The sequence below is a fragment of the Nitrosopumilaceae archaeon AB1(1) genome, assembly GCA_033471095.1.
Classification (GTDB): domain Archaea; phylum Thermoproteota; class Nitrososphaeria; order Nitrososphaerales; family Nitrosopumilaceae; genus Nitrosoabyssus; species Nitrosoabyssus spongiisocia.
The window spans coordinates 871,908-895,482 of record CP136752.1; the positions used below are offsets into that span (position 1 = coordinate 871,908).

A 23,575-nucleotide genomic window follows, 5' to 3' on the forward strand; every position below is an offset into this window, starting at 1 on the left:
CTAAAAGAACACTTTACTTTATTTGAATGTTGGATTTATCATTTCTTCTCAAAGATTTTAATCGCCTGTGGGGGACAAACTCCTTCACAAGCAAGACAAAATATACAGTCTGGCTCCTTTGACATTAGAGGTTTTTTCTCTGATGCTGCATTTCCTGGAGTGTCAAACCACTCGTATACATTTACTGGACATGCATCAATACATGCTCCATCTGCAACACAAATATCAAAATCTACTGAAACATATTCTCCCCATACACCCATTATTGCATTATCTTCTCCTTTGCGGCCCCATGTCTTTATCTCTGTACCGTCTTCTACAACATACTTTGCGCTTTGAGATGTGTTTGATTTGTACTCTATATCAATAGGTCCAGGTTTTGCACCATCTGGTATCTCTACTATTTCTTCTTCCTTTCCTGTTGACAATTCATTTTCTTTTTTAGGAATCTGTGGTTTTGGTTTTGCGTTAGGAACAATCTGAGCTAATGGTGTCATCTCTTCAAGTCTCCGCATAGCTTCAGCTAGTGTGATTTTTTCAGTTTTAACAAGAGATTTTTGCAATTTATCTGCCAAAATAGTATTTCTTAATATGGTATCTATGACCATTTTTGCATAATGATTTGCTTTAATTCTATAATCCTCTACCCATTGTGGATCTCCAAATTTTTCAATTGGAAATATTTGATAAATAATATCTAATACTTCTCCAGTAACAATTTCTACTGTTACAGATAATTCTGCAGTTTCTTTATCTGGTGAATTTGTATTTACCTCACTCCAATTATACGTTGCATAAATTCTATCTGCAAACATATCCATCTCAAATGTCTTTTTTAGTCCATCATGTACTGATTTTATTTCTCCCGGATCGTCCATTTTAATGGGCATTCTGTATAGTCCTAGTTTGTATCCGTGTAGAGGATATATGCCACGTTTAGCAGTGGATGACTCCATGGTGTAGACACGATCTTTTAATAATAGAGACATTAAATTTCAAGCACGTATTGTGGCATAAAAGTATGGCGGTTATTATCCTCTGTCTTTGTAAATTATAAAATCTCGAGTTAAAACCATAATTTTATGAAATTATGCTTATTTTTTTTTAAACATTTTTCTGCTTGGTCTTACGCATTCTATTTCTATATAATATTATTGCAAGTGATCCGCCGGCACACATCCAAAATATTGGCCAGCCTATGGAATTTTGCTGTGCTATGGGACCCAAAAATGCATAAATCATTCCTCCGATACACCCAAATGCTATGATTTCTAGAATTTTTATCAATATGAGAAACTAATATGAGTTTATATTAAAAGATATGTCTATTATAACATGGATAAATATCTGATAATTGTTCTAATCTTTCTAATTGGTGGTATGGGAATTGCACTTACACGTGACCCACTACAGCCTCAACTTTTTTATTCTATGCTTGTAGGGGCGATAATAATCATTATGTATAATGCATATCAAAATAGAAAACAACGTTCACATTTACGTAAGAACAAAGGTAAAAACTAAATATTTAATCCAAAAGATTCTGTAATCTCTGCAAATCTTGTATAAGATTCGAGATATTCTCTACCCTTTTCGGTAATGACAAAAGTGTTTTTACCATCATACTCTATCTTGTTTAATAGTTCTGCACTAGTTAGATTTGTGATAAATTTAGATAATCTGGAATGTGATAAATTCGCCTTTGTAAGCAGAGTGGTCGTCTTTATGCCTTCTTGACCGAATTCGTTAGTAACGTAAAGTAAATCTGCAACTATCTTATTTGTTAACCTATGAGCATGCATTTTAATCAGCTACTATTAGTATATTTTCTGTATTAAATGTATTGTTTCATCCTAGGCATACGTTCAGGTATAAAACCATTACTAGGTATGATATTTTGAAGATTGACATCGAATAGTTTTACGAATCGTGTTGAGAACCTGAGCACATCTCATAAACTCTGGCATCATACATTATGGCCTATTTTACTTTGTATACTTTAAAATTATTTCCAACATATGTGTATAATTTAGAAATAAATTTTTTTGTAAACTGATTTTATAACTGACTAGTATCCTTGTATATGACAACTTTTATAATTTTAAATCCAACAAGATATAATCTAGTTTACATTATCTGTGTATATGGCAAATACAATTTGGTATAATGATTTTCTTGGACTCGCATACAGATATTATGATTTGCGCATGAATATTGTTCCTTTATTTAAAACTAGAAAAACAGCTGCGGATATGTGGCGTAACACAATACATTGGTGGGGTAATGCTATGATCAAAGTAAGATTTGTAGAAGATGTTGATAATAAATATTGGTTTATCATGGGTGGTGAATCCAAACGAGAAGAGTCAAACAAATCTTTTTTTAAAATGTTAAATCAATCTGATTATTACACTCGTTTTAAAAAAGGTAATGATGGTGAAGCATATTTAAGATTTGGTACATATGCTGTTAAACAATTAAATCAAGTAAAGGGTGATGCATTCTGTGAATGTACACACGAAGCCGATGATCATGATGATCAAAACAATAACCGTGAATGTTTACACGATGAATGCAAATGTACTGAATTTAAAACATTTGAAGTAACGTTGTTAAAAAAGAAAAAAACAATTACCGACATAAAATTTTTAACAATAGATAAGGTCAAAGATGACTCGTTATCTTGGAACTGTTTACACGTAAATAAAAAGAACCTCTAGAGTTATTTATCCAAATTTACACGTAGGTGTTCCCCAGGGTAATGCTCACTGATCTTCTTTGAATAACATTTACTACACAACTGCCCCTTGATGTTCCAATTTGACATTGGATTGTATCTTTGAAGCATTTTCCCATTGCAAATTGAACAGACGTTGACCACTATCTAAAAACTAATTATTGATAATATAAATTTCAATTTTCTTTCTATTCGTGTATGTTATTTTATATTACTTTTGATATTATAAATCAAAATATCAAACATAATATGGAATTTTTACCAACTAGTAAGATCAAAATCAGCTAAAACGTATAAGTGAGTATAAAATTTAATTTAATGTTAACTGATAAAGATGAGAACTGGTGGGAAGGTTTACACAATGACTTCCAAGTCGATATTGAATCTTTTATTACTGAGTAATTATTAGTTAGAAATTTTATAATTTACAGCCTCGAATGGGATCTGAACCCATGACCTAACGCTTACGAAGCGTTCGCTCTACCAGACTGAGCTACCGAGGCATACGAATACAATTTACAATTAGAGTTTATAAAAAGCCTTACTGAATTTAATGAATGAAGAAAACTATTTCTGGCATACGGGGAATTTATGGAAGCGATTTAACATTAGATCATATCAAACAATACTGTACAACTTTTTGTACAATGATACCAAAAAATAACTGTGTTGTGGGTTTAGACACAAGACCTTCAGGCCGAGATATTCATGATGTTGTCTGCTCTACGTTGAGTAACATGGGAATTGCAGTTTACGATTTAGGTATGGTGCCTACACCAGTTGTATTCCGGGAATCTAGAAAATTTGGTGCCGGTATAATGATTACCTCATCACATAATCCAATTTCTTGGAATGGACTCAAATTCATACTTGAAGGTAGAGGTATAAATTCTACAGAACTTGATGTATTGTTAAATGATACGAATAAAACATCTACTTTTGTAGGTAATATTCAATCAATCCATTCTGATTATGTAAATCAGGTAATTGATCTTGTTGGACATGTTGAAAATAAATGTAAAGTGGTAATCGATATTGGTGGTGGAGCTGCCAGATATGTTGCGCCTGAATTATTTAAAAAAATAAATTGTGATGTATCTGTAATTAACGAAACAATTGAAACTTCTTCACGTGGACCTGATCCTACTACTGATAAACTAACTGATCTTCTTAATCATTCTAAAACACATGATATTGGATTTGCGTTTGACTTGGACGCAGATAGATTAATCGTTGCGAAAGATGGGAAAAAACTATCTCCAGATATGACATTGGGGCTTGGAGTTTCTAAATCATTACAACTTGGTAATAAAAAATTTGTCCTAAGTTTGGATACTAGTATATCGATAGAAAAATTTCTGGTAGATAATGGGGCAACTGTGTGGAGATCTCCTGTTGGTGAAGCAAATGTGGTTGATTCTATACTAAAACATGGTGCTCAATCCGGTGGGGAGGGGAGTAGTGCAGGATTTATTCTATCCTCTTTTAATAATTGTCGCGATGGCCTGCTTACAGCTGGTCTAATCACTTCGATAATTGATACTTCAACATTTAACGATATAGTCTCCACGATGGAAAATTACTATCAAATTAGAACAAAGATAAATGTGGATTCTAATTTACATGATACCGTTCTCTCTGCGATATCCGAAGATCTTTCTTCTGCATCTAGTGAAATAATTACCATTGATGGCGTAAAGGCCATTTTTGATGAAGATAGTTGGGTTTTGGTTCGACCCTCAAACACTGAGGATGCTATTCGTATCTCGTGTGAGTCTACTAGTCTAGAAAAAGTATCATCTATAGCAAATGAAACTGTAAACTTGGTGAATAAATATGTTGAACAATATTAGTGAAAAACAAATCATTGAAATTTTTCGTAAACAATTTCAACTCAGATCAATGATTAATGATGTAGAAATATTTCCATCAAATAAAAAAATTAATGTAGTAAAGGTTGATACTTTGGTATCTAGTACTGATCTGACTCCAAATTTTCCTCTTATTGATGTTGCAAGAAAAAGTATTGTTGCATGTGTAAGTGATTTTGCAGCAAAAGGTGTACGTCCATATTTTGGTATAATATCTATTACAATACCAAAGGAATTTACTGTAAACATGATAAAGAAATTAACAATTGGATTTGCAAATGCGTCAAAAGAATTTAAAATTAAATTTCTTGGTGGTGATACTAATCAAGGAAAAGAATTAACAATTACTATTTGTTTATTTGGACATGCTGAAAATATAACATCACGAAAGGATTCTTGTATTGGTGATATTGTATTTGTAACAGGTCCATTTGGATATTCTAGTTCTGGATTACAAATTGCTTTGGGGAGACGTGCAACAAAACAATTTATGAAACAAGCTTTGAGTGCATTTTACAGACCAGATCCCAAACTATCTTTTGGTATATCTGCGGCCAAATATTTTACATCCTCTATGGATTCTAGTGATGGGCTTGCTACGACACTTCATGAATTAGCAAGGCAATCTAAACACAAAATTCATCTAACCTCACTTCCGTGTGATGATTCTATCGTTTCCTTTGCAAAAAATGACAAAAATCTGCATCAACTAGTCTTATTCGGTGGTGAAGAATATGAAATTGTTGCAACATGTTCTAGAAAAAATTATTCAAAAATAGAGAAACTTGCTAAATTACACAAAGTTACATTAATGAATATTGGAACCGTTACCCGTGGCTCTGGTGTGATGTTAAATAATGATTCTTCAATACCGGATAAAGGTTGGTCTCATTTTATAAACACGTCATGATTACACATGTAAAAATTTATCAGCGAAACTCTTTGATTTAATTTTTGTGTTTAATCTTTGGTATTGATACTTTGATTATTATTTAGAAGACCAAATTTTTTCTAATTGTATACTTAGACTAGTTTTTTGTTTATTATCTGATACTTGTGACTCTATACTTTTTGTTATTTCTTTTTTGGTATTGTTTATTTGTTTTTTAGGTTCTATCTTTATGGCGATCTTTTGTGTTGTATTTACATCAGATTCTTCTATTTGAATTTTTGATTTTGTATTTTTTATTTCTGATTCTTCTTTTCTAATTATATGTGATTTATTTTCTTTCTTTCTATTTATTTTATTGATTCTGTTTGTTTTAGTTATCTGTGTTATTATTTTTTTAAACTCTGATTTATTTTTTGAGCCCTCCACTAATCTCTCAACATATTCCCTCTCCTGTAATTTTATAATCGTATTATTTTGTAACATGTGTCTAATGTGTCCTAATTTGCTTGGATCTCCTTTTTGGATTTGTAAAAGAGTGTCTACATAATCTATTAAAAAATGATCCATAATACTGATAAAATCTCTTAATATTTATCAATATAGAAAAACTAACACAAGAAATTTGTAATCATTATTAATAATTATATCATGCATGACACAAAAGATCTGTTGGAATCGATGAGATACTCAATCCAACAAACTATTCCATTAGGAAAAATTGGGATTGCGTTCTCTGGTGGCGTTGATAGCACCCTGCTAGCAAAATTATGTTCAGATCTAAAATTTGATCTTGTTTTACTAACTATTGGATTTAGTAAATCACATGATATTCTCTTTGCACAACAGGTAAATCAAACTCTGTCCTACAAACATCATATCTTAGAGATAGATTCTACTGAATTTGATGACACCGTACAGAATATCGAGAAAATAATATCTGTCGATAATTTATCTTGGATAGAAAACGGTATTGCCTTTTATTATATTTCCAAACTTGCCAATTCCTTAGGAATTGATAATATTGTTACTGCAAATGGCATAGATGAATTATTTTGTGGTTACAATGCATATAGAGAGGTTGCCGATCAAATTGATTCCTTATCTACTATGGTGGATAGAAAAATTACTAATGAACTTGATATGTTAAATGCAATTAATAATGTTACATCCATCTTTACTGTAAAATCATTTCAGCCATTCTTGTCTGCACCATTTATTAATTTTGCAAAACGATTACCATTTTCTTGCAAGATTCATGGCACAGATGATCTTATGCGTAAGCATATCATACGTGATGCGGCGTATAGTATTGATATTCCTAAACTCTCATGTTTTAAGCCAAAGAAAGCAATGCAATATGGATCATTAATTCATAAAAAATTACTAAAATCTAAATTCCACGACAGGTCTTTTTGACTTTTATACACACATTTCTTATTATTTTAGATGATGATCCCAAGTGTTGTTTTGCTGTAAAAATTTTCTTAATTTCTTCACGTGTGAGTTTGGAAGATATTGCTTTATCTTGCATTATTGCATCTATGAATTTTTTATTTTCCTTATGTGCTTTGAATGCAACACGTTGAACATCTCTGTACGCTACAAATCTGGAAACCTTTTTCTTCAATAAAGCATCGAGTACAAATTCTGCAAAGATTTGCCCCTTTGTAATTTGAAGATTCTTAGTAATTTTGTCTTTTTTTATCTGTAATCCTGTCATAACTTTGATCATTGTATCCAACATTTCATCAGCAAGTATTGATGTCATAGGAATACTGAATCGTTCATTTGCAGAGTTGGACAGATCCCTTTCATGCCATAATGGAATGTTTTCAAATGCTACGAATACCTGACTTTGTAATAGTCTTGATAATGATGATATGCGTTCGCTCTTTATTGGATTTCGTTTTACCGGTACTGCACTACTCCCCATTTGACCTGCTTTGAAATTTTCTGCAACCTCTCCAATCTCTGTTCTCTGCAAGTTACGTATCTCTACGGCAATTTTATCTAGTGTGGCACCCACAAGTGCTAATTCAAATGTATATTCTGCATATCTCTCTCTTGGTACTAGTTGTGTTGCAACATCTATTGGGTATAATCCAAGCTTTTTTGCGACATTATTTTGAACATTAACTGCCTTATTTCCCATCAAAGAGCCGGTACCTACAACTCCTAATGTTTTACACAACAATACTCTCTTTCTCAACTCTTCAATTCTTTGTATATGTGTAGACATCTCTGATGCCCAATTCGCAAATTTTAATCCAAATGAGATTATACTTGCGTGTTGTCCATGAGTTCTCCCCACAGCTGGAACTAGCCTGTATTTATCTGCATGATTTGCTAATATGATACTTAATTTTGCAATTTTGGGTTGAATTATTTTTAACGCATCGCGCATCTGCATTGAATTGCTTGTATCTACTAAATCATTACTGGTTAATCCATAATGTGTCCATGGTTTTGCGTTGGTTTTACATTTTTCACTTAATGCTTGTACCAGAGCTGCTGTATCATGATCATTTTTTACTTCAAGTTGTTTTATTCGCTTTGCTGTAATCTTTTTTGATTTCGATACTGTGTAAATATTTTTTCCATGATTTAATGGTATAATTCCAATTTGTCCTTGTATTAGTGCAACAGTTCCCTCTATCTCTAATTGATAATCTATTTTTGACTGCTCTTCAAATATAGACATCATCTCTTCTGTCCCATATCTTCCTGCATCGATTGGTAATATTGCCAACAATATTTTCAAGTTTAAATTTAAAATAAATCTACTGCATATTCACGTACTTTGGTATGTAAAAATTGAGAAAAATACGTCTATTATCTATAAAATCGGGTTCTGTTAGCTTGTGAATACCAACCTAGAAGATAACAGAGCCTAAAATCGCCATATTTTTAAAACCCCTGTATATTAAATGGTATATTGTCAAAAACAGAGATGGAAGATACCCCTAAAGTTGAATCTACTACAGAGGATTTATCCATAAAGAATGAACAACTTGCAAAACGAGCTGAAGAACTAAAATCCAAAGTTACACAAGAGGCGCCTAGTTTAGAAAAAGAAGACCTAGTTCCTGAAAAACCAACAGCTGAAAAGATTGCCCCTGAAAAATTTGGAGTTGTACATATCTTTAGTAGTTATAATAATACTATTATTCATATGACTGATCTAACCGGTGCTGAAACTGTAGCGATCAGCTCTGGTGGAATACATGTTACCGCCGATAGATACGAATCATCACCATTCGCTGCAATGAAAGCTGCAAATTCTGTGATAGAGGTTGCGCGTTCAAAAGGATTTACGGGTTTTCATATTTTTGTTCGTGCAGTTGGTGGTGTAGGATCTCGTGTTCCCGGTCCCGGAGTTCAAGTTGCTATTCGTGCCCTTGCTCGTGGTGGTTTTAGGATTGGACGCATAGATGATGTTACTCCGATACCTCATGATACTACACGAAAAAAGGGCGGAAAACGAGGACGTCGTGTTTAGTTGGAATTTATTTTTTAGATTTCATACTCTCTGACAGTGATATTGTCTTACCATCTTTTTGCACATTTATCTTGGTCGCCATTCTAACATCCATTCCAACTGATCTGAATAATGCGAGCAGATCCCCTCCTTCTATCTTGACATCAATCTCACCTGAGATTATCAACTCTGAGAGTTTTTTAGTTATTGTTCTGGTCTGTGCTGGAAACTGACTTTCTGCATTTTGTAGTACTTCGAGCCCTCTGTGTCCGAGTCTGGCCACTAAAACTTCTCTACTGTCTATATTTTTCTCGTTTTCTTGGTTTTTACTCAGATGTGTGATGTTTTTCTGCATCTCCTCCAACCTTTTTTCTTTTAATTTTTTTAATTCGTCATCCGTCATCCTTTGATTACTCCTATTGGAACAAGTCTAGCTACCTTGGTGGCGATACCTAATTGATGTGAAACATTTACTACCGCATCAACATCCTTGTATGCCTGAGGTGTCTCCTCTACGATCCCATTTCTTGTAAGTGATTTAATTATTATTCCTTTATCGCTTAATGATTTTTTGACAGAGTCTTCTGTAAAATCACGTCTAGCTTGAGATCTTGACATCATTCTTCCAGCTCCGTGAGCAGTAAATCCAAAAGTCAAATCCATGGAAGCGGGTTTTCCTATCAGTATCCAGCTTGCTGTTCCCATTGAACCGGGGACCAATACAGGTTGCCCAAGATCAAAATATGCCTTTGATAAATCATCTGATCCTGCAGGAAATGCTCTAGTTGCACCCTTTCTATGTACCACTAGTCTCTTTTCTTCTCCATCGACTTTATGTTTCTCAATCTTGGCAATATTGTGTGATACGTCATATACTAAATCGGTATTAGGATCAGATTCTGACATTTTAAACACCCTTTCTAATGATTTTCTTGTCCAATGTGTGATCATCTGTCTATTACCCCACGCAAAATTCAAAGCTGCAAACATGGCCTTTCTGTAACTTTCTCCTTCTTCAGATGTATTCGGTACACATGCCAACTCTTTATCTGCCAATTTAATATCATATTTACTGAACGCGTTTTCTGCAATTCTTAAATAATCACTACAAATTTGATGTCCAAAACCTCTTGATCCACAATGAATCAAGATTGTAATCTGACCTTCTTTTATATTCATTCTATTGGCAGCTTTTTCATCATAAATTCTATCCACCTTTTGTATTTCTAAAAAGTGATTCCCTGACCCCAAACTTCCAAGTTGTAATGATCCTCTTTGTTTTGCTTTTTGTGATACTCTGTTCGGATCTGCGCCACTCATCTGTCCATGTTCCTCGCATACTAGTGCGTCATTTTTTGTACCATAATTATTCTCTATTGCCCACTCTACTCCTCTTGTTAACACCTCGTCCAACTCTGAGTTTTTCAGTTTTATAGTACCCTTGGAGCCGACGCCTGTTGGTATAGAGTCGAATAAATCATCCACCAACTCTCTTAGTTTAGGACGTAGTATGGATTCGTCCAAATCTGTTCGTAAAAGCCTCACTCCACAGTTTATGTCATATCCGACACCTCCGGGACTAATCATCCCCTCTTCTGCATCCATGGCAGCCACTCCTCCTACTGGAAATCCATATCCCTCATGACCATCTGGTAATACGATAGAGTTTCCTTGAATTCCTGGAATGGTTGAGACGTTTATTGCCTGTGATAATGTTCTATCAGTAGTCATTTTTTGTAATAATTTATCGTCAGCATATATCACCACTGGAACTTTCATCCCCTTCTGTGGATCTACATCTATTCTGTATTGGTTTTCTCCTATTTTTTTTGGTATCAATAATAATAAAATAGTTTAATTATATTTAAATCATAATTTTAATTTTTTTATTCTCTATGTGTTCTGGTTTAAATTATATAATCGTAGTTTTAATATTTTTTTGCAGGAGTATCGAAGTTAGGTTAACCGAGAAGGACTCAAGATACTCATAAGGGTGATCCTTTCCTCTAGAGGTTCATGGGTTCGAATCCCATCTCCTGCATAATTAATGATCAACTACTTTTAACACGCATTATTTTTAAATTATCCATAACGCGCCAATATTCTACATTTTTTCCGTTCTCTAAATCTTCTTTGACCCCTTCTTCCACAAGAGAACANTCCACGGTCTCAAAAGTCTCCGAATCCATTAATTGTACATTATCACCATTCATTGATATGATCTGACCAGTACGTTTATCAATTAATGGTACGTGAATCTGCATACTGACCGGTCCTACGTGTGGTCTTTTCTGACCGTCAAAAATACCTACTCCGACTATTCTTGCCTTTGCAGCTCCGTGTTTTCCTGGTTTACTGGTATCGTACTCTACTATCTTGCAAGGATCTCCTGTGGGTTGATCTGAAACTGGTAATAATATGTAAGATCCTATCTTTAATGATCCTAAATCTGCTGGTTTACTCACACCAAGTTTTAAGAAATGGTATATTTAATTATATATTTAATTTTCTGTATCTTGATCTATTAAAAAAGCGTTTAATAATGGCTATTATTTTACTCTTAATATGACTAATACCGACGATGCAAAGAATATGAGAAATGCCATAGATATTTCAGGTACTATTGTTGACAAAGGTGAGATTCGTTCCGTTAATACTAAAAGCGGTGGAACAATCAATGTTTGTGATGCATATCTGGAAGATGATATGGGTAAGATCAAACTGACTTTGTGGGCAGAAGATATCGAGAAAATAGAAAATGGTACCAAAATACAACTCACAAATGCTTATACTACCACGTTTAAAGGCGAGGTTGCCCTTACAAAGGGAAAGTATGGCCAACTAAATGTTTTGTAATATCTGACTTTATATTGTAAATTTGTAACCTGTAAACTGATATATTTTTCCATTCATTTCATTCTCTCTAAACTTTATTTATCTTAACAGAATAATGATTGGTTATATAGTTATTAGTGTGTATGTCCAGTGATTGTACATGGCAAATATGATCACTGTTGAAGAGTTGAAGAGTAATTTGAACGAATTTGTTTTGCTTGATGTACGTGAACCTGATGAACTCAGTTCTAAAATAGAAAACTCCACTTCCATGCCTCTTGGTCTTGTAATTAGAAATGCCAAAAAAGGATTTATAGAAGATTTAAAATCAAAAAAGATTTGTACATATTGTGCTAGTGGTTATAGGGGCAATATTGCCGCCGATGAGTTGCAAAAAGCTGGATTTAATGTTGTAAATCTTAGAGGTGGATTTATGGCATGGAATGAATCCTAAATTATGTGACATATCTACTTTGGAATTTTAAATATTGTAAATCTTAGAGGTGGATTTATGGCATGGAATGAATCCTAAATTATGTGACATATCTACTTTGGAATTTTAAATATTGTAAATCTTAGAGGTGGATTTATGGCATGGAATGAATCCTAAATTATGTGACATATCTACTTTGGAATTTTAAATATTGTAAATCTTAGAGGTGGATTTATGGCATGGAATGAATCCTAAATTATGTGACATATCTACTTTGGAATTTTAAATATTGTTGATTTATGTATTGTGTGACATCATACAAATATAATAGTCATATAATGTGTAGTATAATATGTGCGAATGTTCTAAAATTCATTTATATGAAGTAGAGTTCAAACTTGATGGCATGATTGTAGTTCCAACGCACAAAAACTGTGGTTCTGCTTTGGGTGAAAAACAATCTGACATTTTTCAAAAAGATCTTATGAAATTGTGGGGATTTAAAAATGAAGAAGAATAATAAACAATAGAAAAATTACTACATTTCTGCTACTGCTAATTTACAAACGACGCCTTCGCACCTGCAATTTGTGTCACAGAAACATTGTCCCTGCAATTCACAATCACAATCGTTTCCTGTTGATTTGGAGGCATCGCATCCACATGCTGCATCTGACATATTTTACTATTATTTCTCTACTTTTTAAAAGTTTAGTTGTATTTCATATATTGTGTCTAAATTTCTGCTACTTTAGCAACTTTTTTAACCCCTTATTCCAACATGGGATCAGGTTGACTTTATCATATTATATTCTATTCACTGTACTGATCAGTTTTGGTCTGATTCAAAGTGCAAGTGCCCAATTTCAAACAGGTGGTGTTGACTATCCTGGTGATTGGTATGTGGGTGAAGGTCTAAATCCCGGAGATCAATTTAGTTATAATTTGTGTTTTGTAGACTATCTAGAATGCACTGAATTTCAAATTGATTGGTGGGTACAAGGATTAGAGGTAATTTCTAATGAGGAAAAATGGGTAGTACAAGTAGTAGTGTATGATGGTAATACTATCACTACTGGTAAGATGCATCTGGGCACTGTTGCACCAGAACCTACTGGTGGGGATGAAGAACTCACTGTTTATCGTAGTGCATTCAAATCATCTATAGTATGGCTTTCTGCATATGCTACAAAAGACATTGGTATCGCTGGCAAAGGTCCAAAAGCATTTACACTTCCGTCTTGGGGTAAAATTGCAAATATTGGCGGTGAGCAAATCCTACCAACACAAGTAGAGACATTATTTTTACCTATAGGATCAGTTGAGACAGTACGAATGCAATGGAAAACTGGTGGCTCTCAAAGCAAAGTTTGGATAGTTGATGATTTTCCATTTCCAGTAAAGGCTAGTACTTGGACACATGTATCTGAGGGTATTCCACCTCAAGAGTATAGATTTGAAATTTTAGATTACAAACAAGGTGTTATGGAGAATCCTTTCAAAGATATAGTGTCTACTTCAGGAAAGAACAAAGAACTAGGCTGTCCACAAAATTACGATTCTTGTTAAATCCCTTGAAAACACACAAGATTTTAAATATCTTATAGGTATCAAATATGGCCCTGAGAATCCAAAACAAGGATGCGATATTGAATGGCGCTTAAGCTTTCAAAAGAAACACAATCCTACTGAATTTTTAAATCAAGTACAGTATGATATTTTAACAGTAGATGATTCTGGTGTACCATTAACTTCTTTGGCAGAATCTACTGGCTCTGACTTTTTATTTTCAGCATCTGGGCAATCTTTTAGAACCACAACTGCCCAAGAGGTAGGAACCACGCACTATGTTTTGGTAATTTATGGACTAAGTCCCAAGCATATTCCACCATCTGCTGATCAACTAGATCTAGTTTCACTAGATATTATTATATCTGAAAATCCCAAATATGATGCGACAACTCCTCCCGTGTCCTCTGTCACACCTGTTGTTGTTGATGTTGTAATTCCATCATGGGTAAAAAATAACGCTGGCTTTTGGGTTGATGGTGTAATTGATGATGACACCTTTGCTGACGCAATTGAATATCTAATTAATAATGGAATAATTATTGTTCCTTTAAATGACTCTGTAGAACCTACAAGCAAAGCTAGTATTCCATCATGGGTAAAAAATAACGCTGGCTTTTGGGTTGATGGTGTAATTGATGATGAAACCTTTGCGCTAGGATTACAATATCTAGTAGAAAATGGAATAATCGTCGTCTAACATAATGAAATTTTTCCATTATCCTAAACGAAATTTACGAAAATTAATCACAAAAGGAGAGTACAATTCAGCTGTCACACTTGCTCATGAATTACTTGAAAAAGATCCATATGATACCGATGTTTTGTTTATTCTGGCAGGAGCATATTACATACTTGAAGATGCCCCTAGTGTACTTCGTTATGTGGATAAAATTTTAGAAATTACAAATTCTGATGTTGAAGCTATTATGTTAAAAGCAACAGCCCTTGTGGCTTTGGGTAAAACTAAAGAGGCGATTAATTGTTGTAAAATCATTCTTAAAGAACAACCATATAATCGATCTGCAAAAACAATGATGGAAAAACTAGAATGATTATTTTAGATACACATTAGTAAATAACCAATCACAAAATTCAATTACTTTGGGGGTAAATTCACACCAAATGTGTAATGAATGTGGTAAAATATCTATTCTGCCACCATTAAATAATACTCTGGCTCCCTCTTTTCCCTCATACATGTATGCGTCTTGAACCTTTGCATCTTGGAATAATTCTTGTGCTTTTAATTTTATTATATTACGATTTATTGGAAAATTTGTCTTTGTCTGATCAATAATCAAACTTAGATCTCGTTTTCCATACATGTCAAATTCCTCAATTTTCCCTTCATGTGGAAAGTTTACAATCAATTTTACATTATATTTATGTCCTGTTTTTGTTCCAATTTCTGTGATTTTTGTATATGCCATTGCAGGATTTTTTTTCAGTAAAAACTGAATCTGTGCCAAATCACTTTTTAATGCTTTTTGCAAATCCTCTATGATTCTCATTGAATAGCATATGATACGATGTGAGTGTCTTTAATTTCTATTGTTCGATTGATTTTTACATAATGCATTGTGATTTTACTAGATGGCATTACCAATGGGAATATCTGATGAGCAAGCAGAACCACAAGGTCTAGATGGTTATCGTGTTACCTGTATTGATTTTATACAGGATATATCCAAAGACTATCTTGCTTGGGTAGACAGATACGAACTTGATTCAAAAGAAGATCATAGGAGACGTGAAATGATCAATTCTACCATTACTCGTACTAGTGATTGGATCGCTAAAGTGTCTCAAAGTATCCGCGCAATTGATGTGGTGATGAATGATGGTATTCAAAAGATGGCCGAAGCTACCGCCGGTCAACCATTCCCAATTGGGGTTTTTGTTAACCAAAAATCCTTCTATACTGTGGCACACTCTAGTATTATTGATGTTGTAGTAAAAGCAAATGGCAGACAAAATCGACAAACTCAACTAGGATTTCATTTTAAGGATACTAGATTCAGAATTGAATCTACATGTAATGCACACATTGTTGAGTCAAACCTAGATACTAGCATTCATGACTCATTGAATATTTCACTCAAATTAGATGCCACTGGTGCAAAGAAACGTGATGTTATATCTTTCACAACAACTATTTCTGAGATTCAAGATAAAATGGAATCTGATAAACGTGGTGTGACCACAATTGTACATATTGTCTAGACTTTTGCACATTTTTTACATATGATTTTTCTTTCTTGTAATATAATTTCTACATTAGAACTATGACATACATGGCATAATCCTTTCATGATATATTGATAAAATATTGTATAGTTAAGTATGACTATTAAATTGTGTAAATTCATTATATTATACACAGAATAGTATATTCTCTGAAATTTCAGATATAAATTTCAATCACCCTCTCTGATATCTGATAATTTAGATAATTGTTGTGTTTATTTAATATTTGATAGATTGATTCCAGATAAATCACAAATTATGATTTAAGCTAATTAATATCGTGACTAAAACAGAAATCTGTATTTAATGGACGCGATACATACTGAATCTTTAACAAAGAAATTTTCCAATATGACTGCCATAAATGATATGTCTTTTTCTGTAGATGAAAATGAAATATTTGGATTTCTCGGTCCAAATGGAGCAGGTAAAAGTACTACAATGATGATTCTAACTACTCTGCTAAAAGCTACCTCTGGCAGTGCTAAGGTATGTGGTTATGATGTTTCGCATGATGCAAAACAGGTACGGAAAAAAATTGGTTTTGTTCAGCAAGATATTCTTGTAGATGAATATCTTACTGGTAGAGAAAATTTACTATTACAGGCAAAATTAAACCACTTACCACGATCAATAATTGATCAACGTATTGATGATACATTAAATTTAATTGATATGACAGATAGACAACATGAATCTGTAGTCACTTATTCTGGAGGGATGAGAAAGCGTCTAGATATAGCTGGAGGACTTTTACATAGACCGCAAGTATTATTCCTGGACGAACCAACAGTTGGATTAGATATACAAACTAGGAAAAAAATTTGGGATCACATACGTCACATACATCAAGAATTTAAAATATCAATTCTTGTATCTACACATTATATGCAAGAAGCAGATGATTTGTGTTCTCGTATAGCAATTATAGATCATGGTACTATACAATTAATCGACACTCCAAAAAATATTAAATCTAGTGTGGGTAATGATATAATATCATTTGATATTGCAGGTAATAGTGTTGATATTAATACATTCATTGAACATTTACAATCATTGGATTCGATAAAAGAGATTAATTTTGATAGTGAGACTCGAAATATAAGGATATTTTCATCAAATAATACCTTCTCTATACCTGATCTCTTCCAAATCTCTACAAAATTGAGTATAAAAATAACCTCATTTTCTCTTAAACAGCCTTCTCTTGATGATGCGTTTATAGCTTATACAGGTCATGAGTTGAAAAATGATGCTAAATTTGATTGTCGTAAAGAATATCGAAGGAGACACCAATGATTCTCAACGATACTTATACTATTTTTTGGCGTGAGGTTAAACGCTACCGTAAATCAAAACATGCGGTTCTAATACGGTTAATTCAACCGGCTATATGGATAATTGTTGTAGGTAATACCTTTGCCGGTACAAAACCATTAATCGAATCTGTTGGATTTGCAGGTGAATATGTTGAATTTATTACCCCTGGAATAATTATTCTTACTGCAATTTTTACCAGTATATTTGGTGGTATAAATACAGTTTGGGATCGAAGATATGGATTTATGAATCGTGTTTTGATATCTCCTATATCTAGATCATCGATTGCACTTGGTAAAATGCTTGCAATATCCTTAATTGCAACTTTACAGGCTACGATGATTTTAGGTATTGCGTTTGCAATTGGTGTTAGGATCCCTGATCCTTTTACTATCTTGATTATAATTGGTACTGTGATAATATTCTCACTTGGATTCTCTGGAGTCTCTGTCACTATAGCTGCAATTGCAAAATCCCAAGAAACATTTTGGGCTTTTATAAATTTTTTAGGCATGCCTCTGTTTATGCTTAGTCCTGCATTATTCCCATTAGAATTATTACCCTCCTGGCTTGCTTTTCTAGCAAAATTTAATCCAGTGACTTATGCTGTTCTACTCATTCGTGATCTCATGGCAGGTGTTTCTAGTAGTGTTCCGTTATCATCTAGTTTGATAGTTATTGTTTTATTTGCCATTTGCATGATTGGAATTACAAGTTTTGTATTTACCCGTGAAGTGAGTAAACCGGTTTAACTGATTTCATGATTGATGTGTCTAATTTGGACTCATTCTGTGTTTAGCTAGTCATACAAGTATCTAAAATTGACTAAATTTGTAATATTTACTAACTATTGATAACTTGTTATTTATAAAACGATATTTTTTGTTGAATAAAATTATACTGATAAGTTTGATACATCTATGCCTTGTCGCATTCTCTGTAAACATGGCATCAGTTGATTCTGGATATTCCTATATTACCGAGTGGGGCTCTCATGGTGCTGATACTGATAAATTTCTTTCACCACAACATCTAACAACAGATCCAAATGGTAATGTCTATGTGTATGATTCTGGAAGTAATGGTTTTAAAAAATTTAACAGTGACGGTGAATATTTACTAGCATGGACTAGTTCAAACATATTTCACATATCTGGAATTGTAGCAGATGATGAATATCTTTATGTAACTGATGAGAGATTAAATAATGTACAAAAATTTACACATGATGGTCTTTTTATTTCTAAATGGGGCACTGTTGGTTCTAGTGATGGTAAATTTATACAACCTAAAGGTATTGCACAAGATTTAGATAAAAATATCTATGTAATAGATTCTGGTAATAATAGAATTCAAGTATTTACATCCAATGGGACATTTATACTATTATTTGGACAAGATACATTTGAAACTAAAATATTTGTATCTCTTAATGATATTGCTGTAGATTCTTCTAACAATGTATATGTGACAGATGCACGTAACTCTGCTATCTATGTATTTAATTCACTTGGAAATTATGTAAATGAATTTGGACCAAATGCTGGAGGTCGTCATATGGCACCCTTGGGGATGGCAGTAGATGATTCTGATAATATCTATGTTGTAGATCCGTCTAATCAACGAGTGATATTGTTTGATTTCACTGGTCTACTAGTAGCATCTTTTGGCATATTGGGTACTGCTGATGGTCAATTCAACTATCCTAATGATATTACGGTAAGTTCTGATTATTCCATCTATGTATCGGATTTAAATTTAAAACGCATACAAAAATTCACTAGCCCATTACGTGCGTACTTTTTAGAACAATCTGCCTTGACAGTATCTGATGTAACTCTGTCTACTGATACTCCTCAATCTGCATCTAATGCTAGATCTGAATCATCAGTTCTAACTTCAATCTCTGATGATTTTACAGCGCCTATAATTTACCCACCCAACGATCTTGTGATTGAAGCTACTGGGATCTTAACGACATTGTCTATAGGTGAAGCTGTGGCAATTGATGAAAGTGGTATAGCTGATATTACAAAATAATGCCCCGGAAAATTTTTCGCTGGGTTTAACCAATGTAATTTGGACAGCTGTTGATGGTTCAGGAAATACCGGCTTTGCAATTCAACAAATTAATGTAACTGACACGATACCACCTATAATACGTATTGATAATGATGTTACTGTTGAATCTATTTCATTTGATCAAAATTTGATAACATTAAAAACACCTCAAATATTTGATGCGGTAGGTGTAGTCTCTGTAACCAACGATGCTCCTTCTGTGTACTCACTTGGTACTACCCATGTTACATGGACTGCTATTGATTTTGCAGGTAATATCGCAACTGCGACACAGACTATTCATGTTATTGATACCCAATCTGCAAAAATTGAATCACTCTATGATATTATGATAGATGCCACATCAAATGAAACTAGTATACCTCTCAGTCCACCTGATGTGATAGACAATGGCATGATTTCGTCCATAACTAATGATGCTCCTTCTGTATATCCTATTGGTAACACAACAATAACTTGGTATGTTACAGATACTTTCAATAATACTGCAACCGCACAACAAATTATTAATGTTGTAGATAATACTCCGCCCGAATTTCCTATTTTATCTAATATAGAATTTGAGGCAACCTCTGCACATGAGAATAAACCAATAATTATTCTCCCTAACGTATCTGATATTCAAGATATCATACTTGTTCACAACGGTACCGATGTATACTCTATTGGAACTCATACTATTCAATGGATAGCTACTGATTCTAGTGGAAATAATGCAAACTCTACACAATTTATTATTATTCATGACACCACGGCGCCAGAGATGACAACTCCCGTAAATATCACTATGGAGGCAGTTGATCTTCTAACCCCAGTATCTTTGGATGATGTCACTGTTCATGATATTAGTCGTATATCTAATTTATCTAATGATTCTCCAGAATTGTTTGAGCTTGGTACTACCCTAGTTACATGGATTGCTGTTGATGAGTTTGGTAATAGTGCATCATCTGTCCAGTTTGTAACAATCGTAGATACTACTCCTCCAACAATACATTCTGTTGAGGATTTGACTGTCGAGGCAACAAATTTGGAAGGTACTCTTGTACAATTCAGTAATCCTGCTGTCTTTGATACGATTGAAATTCATACAATAACAAATAATGCACCAATTTTATTCCCTCTTGGTTTATCTACAATTACATGGTTTGTAAATGATACTAGCGGCAATTTCATAACTGAGGATCAATCTATTTTGGTAGTTGATACAACTGCACCAAATATTACTACACCTATTGATTTAGTGCATGAGATAAATAATTCCAGTGGTATGATTATATCAATTGGTGACGCTGTTGTGTCTGATCAAATAAATATTGTATCTGTAACAAATGATGCACCAGAAATCTTCAGACTTGGTAATACTATAATTACATGGTCTGTAAATGACACCTTTGGTAATGTAGCCACTGCTACTCAAACAGTAACCATACAAGACACTACTGCCCCAATACTTACTCTGCCTTTTGACATAACACAGGAAGCAGAATCAATTAATCAGACTGCAGTATCCCTTGGAACTGCAGATGCCACTGATCTAGTGGGTGTAGATCAAATCACAAATGATGCACCAGATTTCTTCCCACTTGGTCTTACCACAATAACTTGGACAGCTACAGATACCTCTGGTAATGTAGCCACTGCTACTCAAACAGTAACCATACAAGACACTACTGCCCCAACACTTACTCTGCCTTTTGACATAACACAGGAAGCAGAATCAATTAATCAGACTGCCGTATCCCTTGGAACTGCAGATGCCACTGATTTAGTGGGTGTAGATCAAATCACAAATGATGCACCAGATTTCTTCCCATTTGGTCTTACCACAATAACTTGGACAGCTACAGATGCCTCTGGTAATGTAGCCACTGCTACTCAAACAGTAACCATACAAGACACTACTCCTCCTAAATTAACCATACCTAGATCAGTTAATGCCGAAGCTTTAGATTTACGTACAAATTTCATAGACTATGGATCTGTATCTGCATCAGATTTCTTTGATATTCATTCAATCACAAATGATGCACCAGATTTCTTCCCACTTGGTCTTACCACAATAACTTGGACAGCTACAGATGCCTCTGGTAATGTAGCCACTGCTACTCAAACAGTAACCATACAAGACACTACTGCCCCAACACTTACTCTGCCTTTTGACATAACACAGGAAGCAGAATCAATTAATCAGACTGCAGTATCCATTGGAACTGCAGATGCCACTGATCTAGTGGGTGTAGATCAAATCACAAATGATGCACCAGATTCCTTCCCACTTGGTCTTACCACAATAACTTGGACAGCTACAGATGCCTCTGGCAATGTAGCCACTGCTACTCAAACAGTAACCATACAAGACACTACTGCCCCAACACTTACTCTGCCTTTTGACATAACACAGGAAGCAGAATCAATTAATCAGACTGCAGTATCCATTGGAACTGCAGATGCCACTGATTTAGTGGGTGTAGATCAAATCACAAATGATGCACCAGATTTCTTCCCACTTGGTCTTACCACAATAACTTGGACAGCTACAGATGCCTCTGGTAATGTAGCCACTGCTACTCAAACAGTAACCATACAAGACACTACTGCCCCAACACTTACTCTGCCTTTTGACATAACACAGGAAGCAGAATCAATTAATCAGACTGCAGTATCCATTGGAACTGCAGATGCCACTGATTTAGTGGGTGTAGATCAAATCACAAATGATGCACCAAATTCCTTCCCACTTGGTCTTACCACAATAACTTGGACAGCTACAGATGCCTCTGGTAATGTAGCCACTGCTACTCAAACAGTAACCATACAAGACACTACTGCCCCAACACTTACTCTGCCTTTTGACATAACACAGGAAGCAGAATCAATTAATCAGACTGCAGTATCCATTGGAACTGCAGATGCCACTGATCTAGTGGGTGTAGATCAAATCACAAATGATGCACCAGATTTCTTCCCACTTGGTCTTACCACAATAACTTGGACAGCTACAGATGCCTCTAGTAATGTAGCCACTGCTACTCAAACAGTAATCATACAAGACACTACTGCCCCAACACTTACTCTGCCTTTTGACATAACACAGGAAGCAGAATCAATTAATCAGACTGCAGTATCCATTGGAACTGCAGATGCCACTGATTTAGTGGGTGTAGATCAAATCACAAATGATGCACCAGATTTCTTCCCACTTGGTCTTACCACAATAACTTGGACAGCTACAGATGCCTCTGGTAATGTAGCCACTGCTACTCAAACAGTAACCATACAAGACACTACTGCCCCAACACTTACTCTGCCTTTTGACATAACACAGGAAGCAGAATCAATTAATCAGACTGCAGTATCCATTGGAACTGCAGATGCCACTGATCTAGTGGGTGTAGATCAAATCACAAATGATGCACCAAATTCCTTCCCACTTGGTCTTACCACAATAACTTGGACAGCTACAGATGCCTCTGGTAATGTAGCCACTGCTACTCAAACAGTAATCATACAAGACACTACTGCTCCTGTTATGATATTACCTGAAGATATTACTATTAGTGCAACAAATATTGTGTCAAAAATTAATATTGGAAATGTCAGCATATCTGATTTGACTGATTCTGCACCTATAGTACAAAATAATTCTACTGGTATATTCTTATTTGGTCAAACTAGTATATCTTGGTATTCTGTAGATAAATTCGGTAATGATGTCACATCTATTCAAAATATTAATGTCCAAACATGTGGACGTCAAGTATCTGACTTTAATTTAATCCAAGGTACAGACAATGATGATATTTTAATTGGAACATCATCTGATGATTTAATTGTTGGTTTTGGTGGTAATGATATAATTAATGGCGGTGCTGGAAATGATTGTATCTTCGGTGGCTCTGGAGATGATATTATACTTGGCAATTCTGGTGATGATTGGATAATTCCCGGTATTGGTGATAATACTATTCATGCACAATCTGGAAATGATATAATTTATTATGATATTGGTCTGAATTTGATAAATGGTGGATTGGGTCTTGATTCATGTATTCCTATACATTCTACTACAAATACACTATTGACTAACTGTGAATAATCTACT

Annotated in this window: 26 protein-coding genes and 2 tRNA genes; 18 read left to right on the forward strand and 10 right to left on the reverse strand. The window is 34.2% G+C overall.

All coding sequences use genetic code 11. The features are described 5' to 3' along the window. Window positions 1–38 precede the first annotated feature (38 nt). Window positions 39–989: a 4Fe-4S binding protein gene (locus tag R1F52_05170; protein ID WOV92507.1), complete on the reverse strand. Its 951-nt coding sequence runs from the start codon at window positions 987–989 to the stop codon at window positions 39–41. A 115-nt stretch (window positions 990–1,104) separates the two neighbouring features. Then, window positions 1,105–1,287 carry a hypothetical protein gene (locus R1F52_05175; GenBank protein WOV92508.1) on the reverse strand — a complete coding sequence of 61 codons (183 nt, stop codon included), beginning with the start codon at window positions 1,285–1,287 and terminating at the stop codon, window positions 1,105–1,107. A gap of 48 nt (window positions 1,288–1,335) precedes the next feature. On the opposite strand from R1F52_05175, the gene R1F52_05180 reads away from it, so the two are divergent. Beyond that, window positions 1,336–1,524: a hypothetical protein gene (locus tag R1F52_05180; GenBank protein ID WOV92509.1), complete on the forward strand. Its 189-nt coding sequence runs from the start codon at window positions 1,336–1,338 to the stop codon at window positions 1,522–1,524. Here the strand turns inward: R1F52_05180 and R1F52_05185 are convergent. Continuing rightward, on the reverse strand, window positions 1,521–1,802 hold the full coding sequence (locus R1F52_05185; GenBank protein WOV92510.1) for a winged helix-turn-helix domain-containing protein: 282 nt from the start codon (window positions 1,800–1,802) through the stop codon (window positions 1,521–1,523). The genes R1F52_05180 and R1F52_05185 overlap by 4 nt on opposite strands. 342 nt (window positions 1,803–2,144) lie before the next feature. Here R1F52_05185 and R1F52_05190 point away from each other — a divergent pair, with 342 nt between their 5' ends. After that, window positions 2,145–2,720 (forward strand): hypothetical protein, encoded by a 576-nt coding sequence (locus R1F52_05190; GenBank protein ID WOV92511.1) that lies wholly within the window; start codon window positions 2,145–2,147, stop codon window positions 2,718–2,720. 446 nt (window positions 2,721–3,166) lie between these two features. Here the strand turns inward: R1F52_05190 and R1F52_05195 are convergent. Continuing rightward, window positions 3,167–3,240 (reverse strand) — tRNA-Thr (locus R1F52_05195). Window positions 3,241–3,294: 54 nt separating this feature from the next. Between R1F52_05195 and R1F52_05200 the strand changes: the two genes are divergently transcribed. Beyond that, window positions 3,295–4,590: a phosphomannomutase gene (locus tag R1F52_05200; GenBank protein WOV92512.1), complete on the forward strand. Its 1,296-nt coding sequence runs from the start codon at window positions 3,295–3,297 to the stop codon at window positions 4,588–4,590. Further along, window positions 4,574–5,518 (forward strand): thiamine-phosphate kinase, encoded by a 945-nt coding sequence (gene thiL, locus R1F52_05205; protein ID WOV92513.1) that lies wholly within the window; start codon window positions 4,574–4,576, stop codon window positions 5,516–5,518. Before R1F52_05200 ends, thiL begins: the two co-directional genes overlap by 17 nt. Window positions 5,519–5,596: 78 nt before the next feature. Here thiL and R1F52_05210 read toward each other — a convergent pair whose 3' ends face one another. Beyond that, the gene (locus tag R1F52_05210; protein ID WOV92514.1) at window positions 5,597–6,067 is read right to left on the reverse strand and encodes a hypothetical protein; all 471 of its coding nucleotides are present in this window, start codon (window positions 6,065–6,067) and stop codon (window positions 5,597–5,599) included. 111 nt (window positions 6,068–6,178) lie between these two features. On the opposite strand from R1F52_05210, the gene R1F52_05215 reads away from it, so the two are divergent. Then, entirely contained in the window at window positions 6,179–6,916 is a 738-nt protein-coding gene (locus tag R1F52_05215; GenBank protein ID WOV92515.1) for an asparagine synthase C-terminal domain-containing protein, read from the forward strand. Here R1F52_05215 and purB read toward each other — a convergent pair. Continuing rightward, on the reverse strand, window positions 6,891–8,249 hold the full coding sequence (gene purB / locus R1F52_05220) for an adenylosuccinate lyase (protein ID WOV92516.1): 1,359 nt from the start codon (window positions 8,247–8,249) through the stop codon (window positions 6,891–6,893). The genes R1F52_05215 and purB overlap by 26 nt on opposite strands. A gap of 186 nt (window positions 8,250–8,435) precedes the next feature. On the opposite strand from purB, the gene R1F52_05225 reads away from it, so the two are divergent. Next, entirely contained in the window at window positions 8,436–8,999 is a 564-nt protein-coding gene (locus R1F52_05225) for a 30S ribosomal protein S11 (protein ID WOV92517.1), read from the forward strand. 7 nt (window positions 9,000–9,006) lie between these two features. On the opposite strand, the gene R1F52_05230 is transcribed toward R1F52_05225, so the two are convergent. Next, window positions 9,007–9,381 (reverse strand): DNA-binding protein, encoded by a 375-nt coding sequence (locus tag R1F52_05230; GenBank protein ID WOV92518.1) that lies wholly within the window; start codon window positions 9,379–9,381, stop codon window positions 9,007–9,009. Further along, the gene (locus tag R1F52_05235; protein WOV93872.1) at window positions 9,378–10,757 is read right to left on the reverse strand and encodes an RtcB family protein; all 1,380 of its coding nucleotides are present in this window, start codon (window positions 10,755–10,757) and stop codon (window positions 9,378–9,380) included. Before R1F52_05235 ends, R1F52_05230 begins: the two co-directional genes overlap by 4 nt. A gap of 162 nt (window positions 10,758–10,919) precedes the next feature. Between R1F52_05235 and R1F52_05240 the strand changes: the two genes are divergently transcribed. Then, window positions 10,920–11,019 (forward strand) — tRNA-Leu (locus R1F52_05240). Between the two features lie 10 nt (window positions 11,020–11,029). Here the strand turns inward: R1F52_05240 and R1F52_05245 are convergent. Continuing rightward, the gene (locus R1F52_05245) at window positions 11,030–11,443 is read right to left on the reverse strand and encodes a translation initiation factor IF-5A (GenBank protein WOV92519.1); all 414 of its coding nucleotides are present in this window, start codon (window positions 11,441–11,443) and stop codon (window positions 11,030–11,032) included. Between the two features lie 100 nt (window positions 11,444–11,543). On the opposite strand from R1F52_05245, the gene R1F52_05250 reads away from it, so the two are divergent. From R1F52_05250 to R1F52_05275, 6 genes are all read left to right on the forward strand, one after another. Next, a complete protein-coding gene (locus tag R1F52_05250) occupies window positions 11,544–11,834 on the forward strand; it encodes a DNA-binding protein (GenBank protein ID WOV92520.1) in 291 nt (96 codons plus the stop codon). A gap of 139 nt (window positions 11,835–11,973) precedes the next feature. Then, window positions 11,974–12,267 (forward strand): rhodanese-like domain-containing protein, encoded by a 294-nt coding sequence (locus R1F52_05255; GenBank protein WOV92521.1) that lies wholly within the window; start codon window positions 11,974–11,976, stop codon window positions 12,265–12,267. Window positions 12,268–12,598: 331 nt separating this feature from the next. Continuing rightward, on the forward strand, window positions 12,599–12,766 hold the full coding sequence (locus R1F52_05260) for a hypothetical protein (GenBank protein ID WOV92522.1): 168 nt from the start codon (window positions 12,599–12,601) through the stop codon (window positions 12,764–12,766). Between the two features lie 383 nt (window positions 12,767–13,149). Further along, window positions 13,150–13,815 (forward strand): hypothetical protein, encoded by a 666-nt coding sequence (locus R1F52_05265; protein ID WOV92523.1) that lies wholly within the window; start codon window positions 13,150–13,152, stop codon window positions 13,813–13,815. Window positions 13,816–14,002: 187 nt separating this feature from the next. After that, entirely contained in the window at window positions 14,003–14,515 is a 513-nt protein-coding gene (locus tag R1F52_05270; protein WOV92524.1) for a hypothetical protein, read from the forward strand. Window positions 14,516–14,519: 4 nt separating this feature from the next. Further along, entirely contained in the window at window positions 14,520–14,870 is a 351-nt protein-coding gene (locus R1F52_05275) for a CDC27 family protein (GenBank protein WOV92525.1), read from the forward strand. Here R1F52_05275 and R1F52_05280 read toward each other — a convergent pair whose 3' ends face one another. Further along, on the reverse strand, window positions 14,871–15,329 hold the full coding sequence (locus R1F52_05280) for a hypothetical protein (GenBank protein ID WOV92526.1): 459 nt from the start codon (window positions 15,327–15,329) through the stop codon (window positions 14,871–14,873). Between the two features lie 82 nt (window positions 15,330–15,411). Between R1F52_05280 and R1F52_05285 the strand changes: the two genes are divergently transcribed. From R1F52_05285 to R1F52_05305, 5 genes are all read left to right on the forward strand, one after another. Continuing rightward, a complete protein-coding gene (locus tag R1F52_05285) occupies window positions 15,412–16,041 on the forward strand; it encodes a hypothetical protein (protein WOV92527.1) in 630 nt (209 codons plus the stop codon). Between the two features lie 330 nt (window positions 16,042–16,371). Beyond that, window positions 16,372–17,367: an ATP-binding cassette domain-containing protein gene (locus tag R1F52_05290; protein ID WOV92528.1), complete on the forward strand. Its 996-nt coding sequence runs from the start codon at window positions 16,372–16,374 to the stop codon at window positions 17,365–17,367. Then, on the forward strand, window positions 17,364–18,140 hold the full coding sequence (locus R1F52_05295; GenBank protein WOV92529.1) for an ABC transporter permease: 777 nt from the start codon (window positions 17,364–17,366) through the stop codon (window positions 18,138–18,140). The genes R1F52_05290 and R1F52_05295 overlap by 4 nt, the downstream gene beginning before the upstream one ends. A gap of 157 nt (window positions 18,141–18,297) precedes the next feature. Further along, window positions 18,298–19,428: a 6-bladed beta-propeller gene (locus tag R1F52_05300; protein WOV92530.1), complete on the forward strand. Its 1,131-nt coding sequence runs from the start codon at window positions 18,298–18,300 to the stop codon at window positions 19,426–19,428. 169 nt (window positions 19,429–19,597) lie between these two features. Next, a complete protein-coding gene (locus tag R1F52_05305) occupies window positions 19,598–23,569 on the forward strand; it encodes an HYR domain-containing protein (protein ID WOV92531.1) in 3,972 nt (1,323 codons plus the stop codon). The last annotated feature ends 6 nt before the right edge of the window (window positions 23,570–23,575 follow it).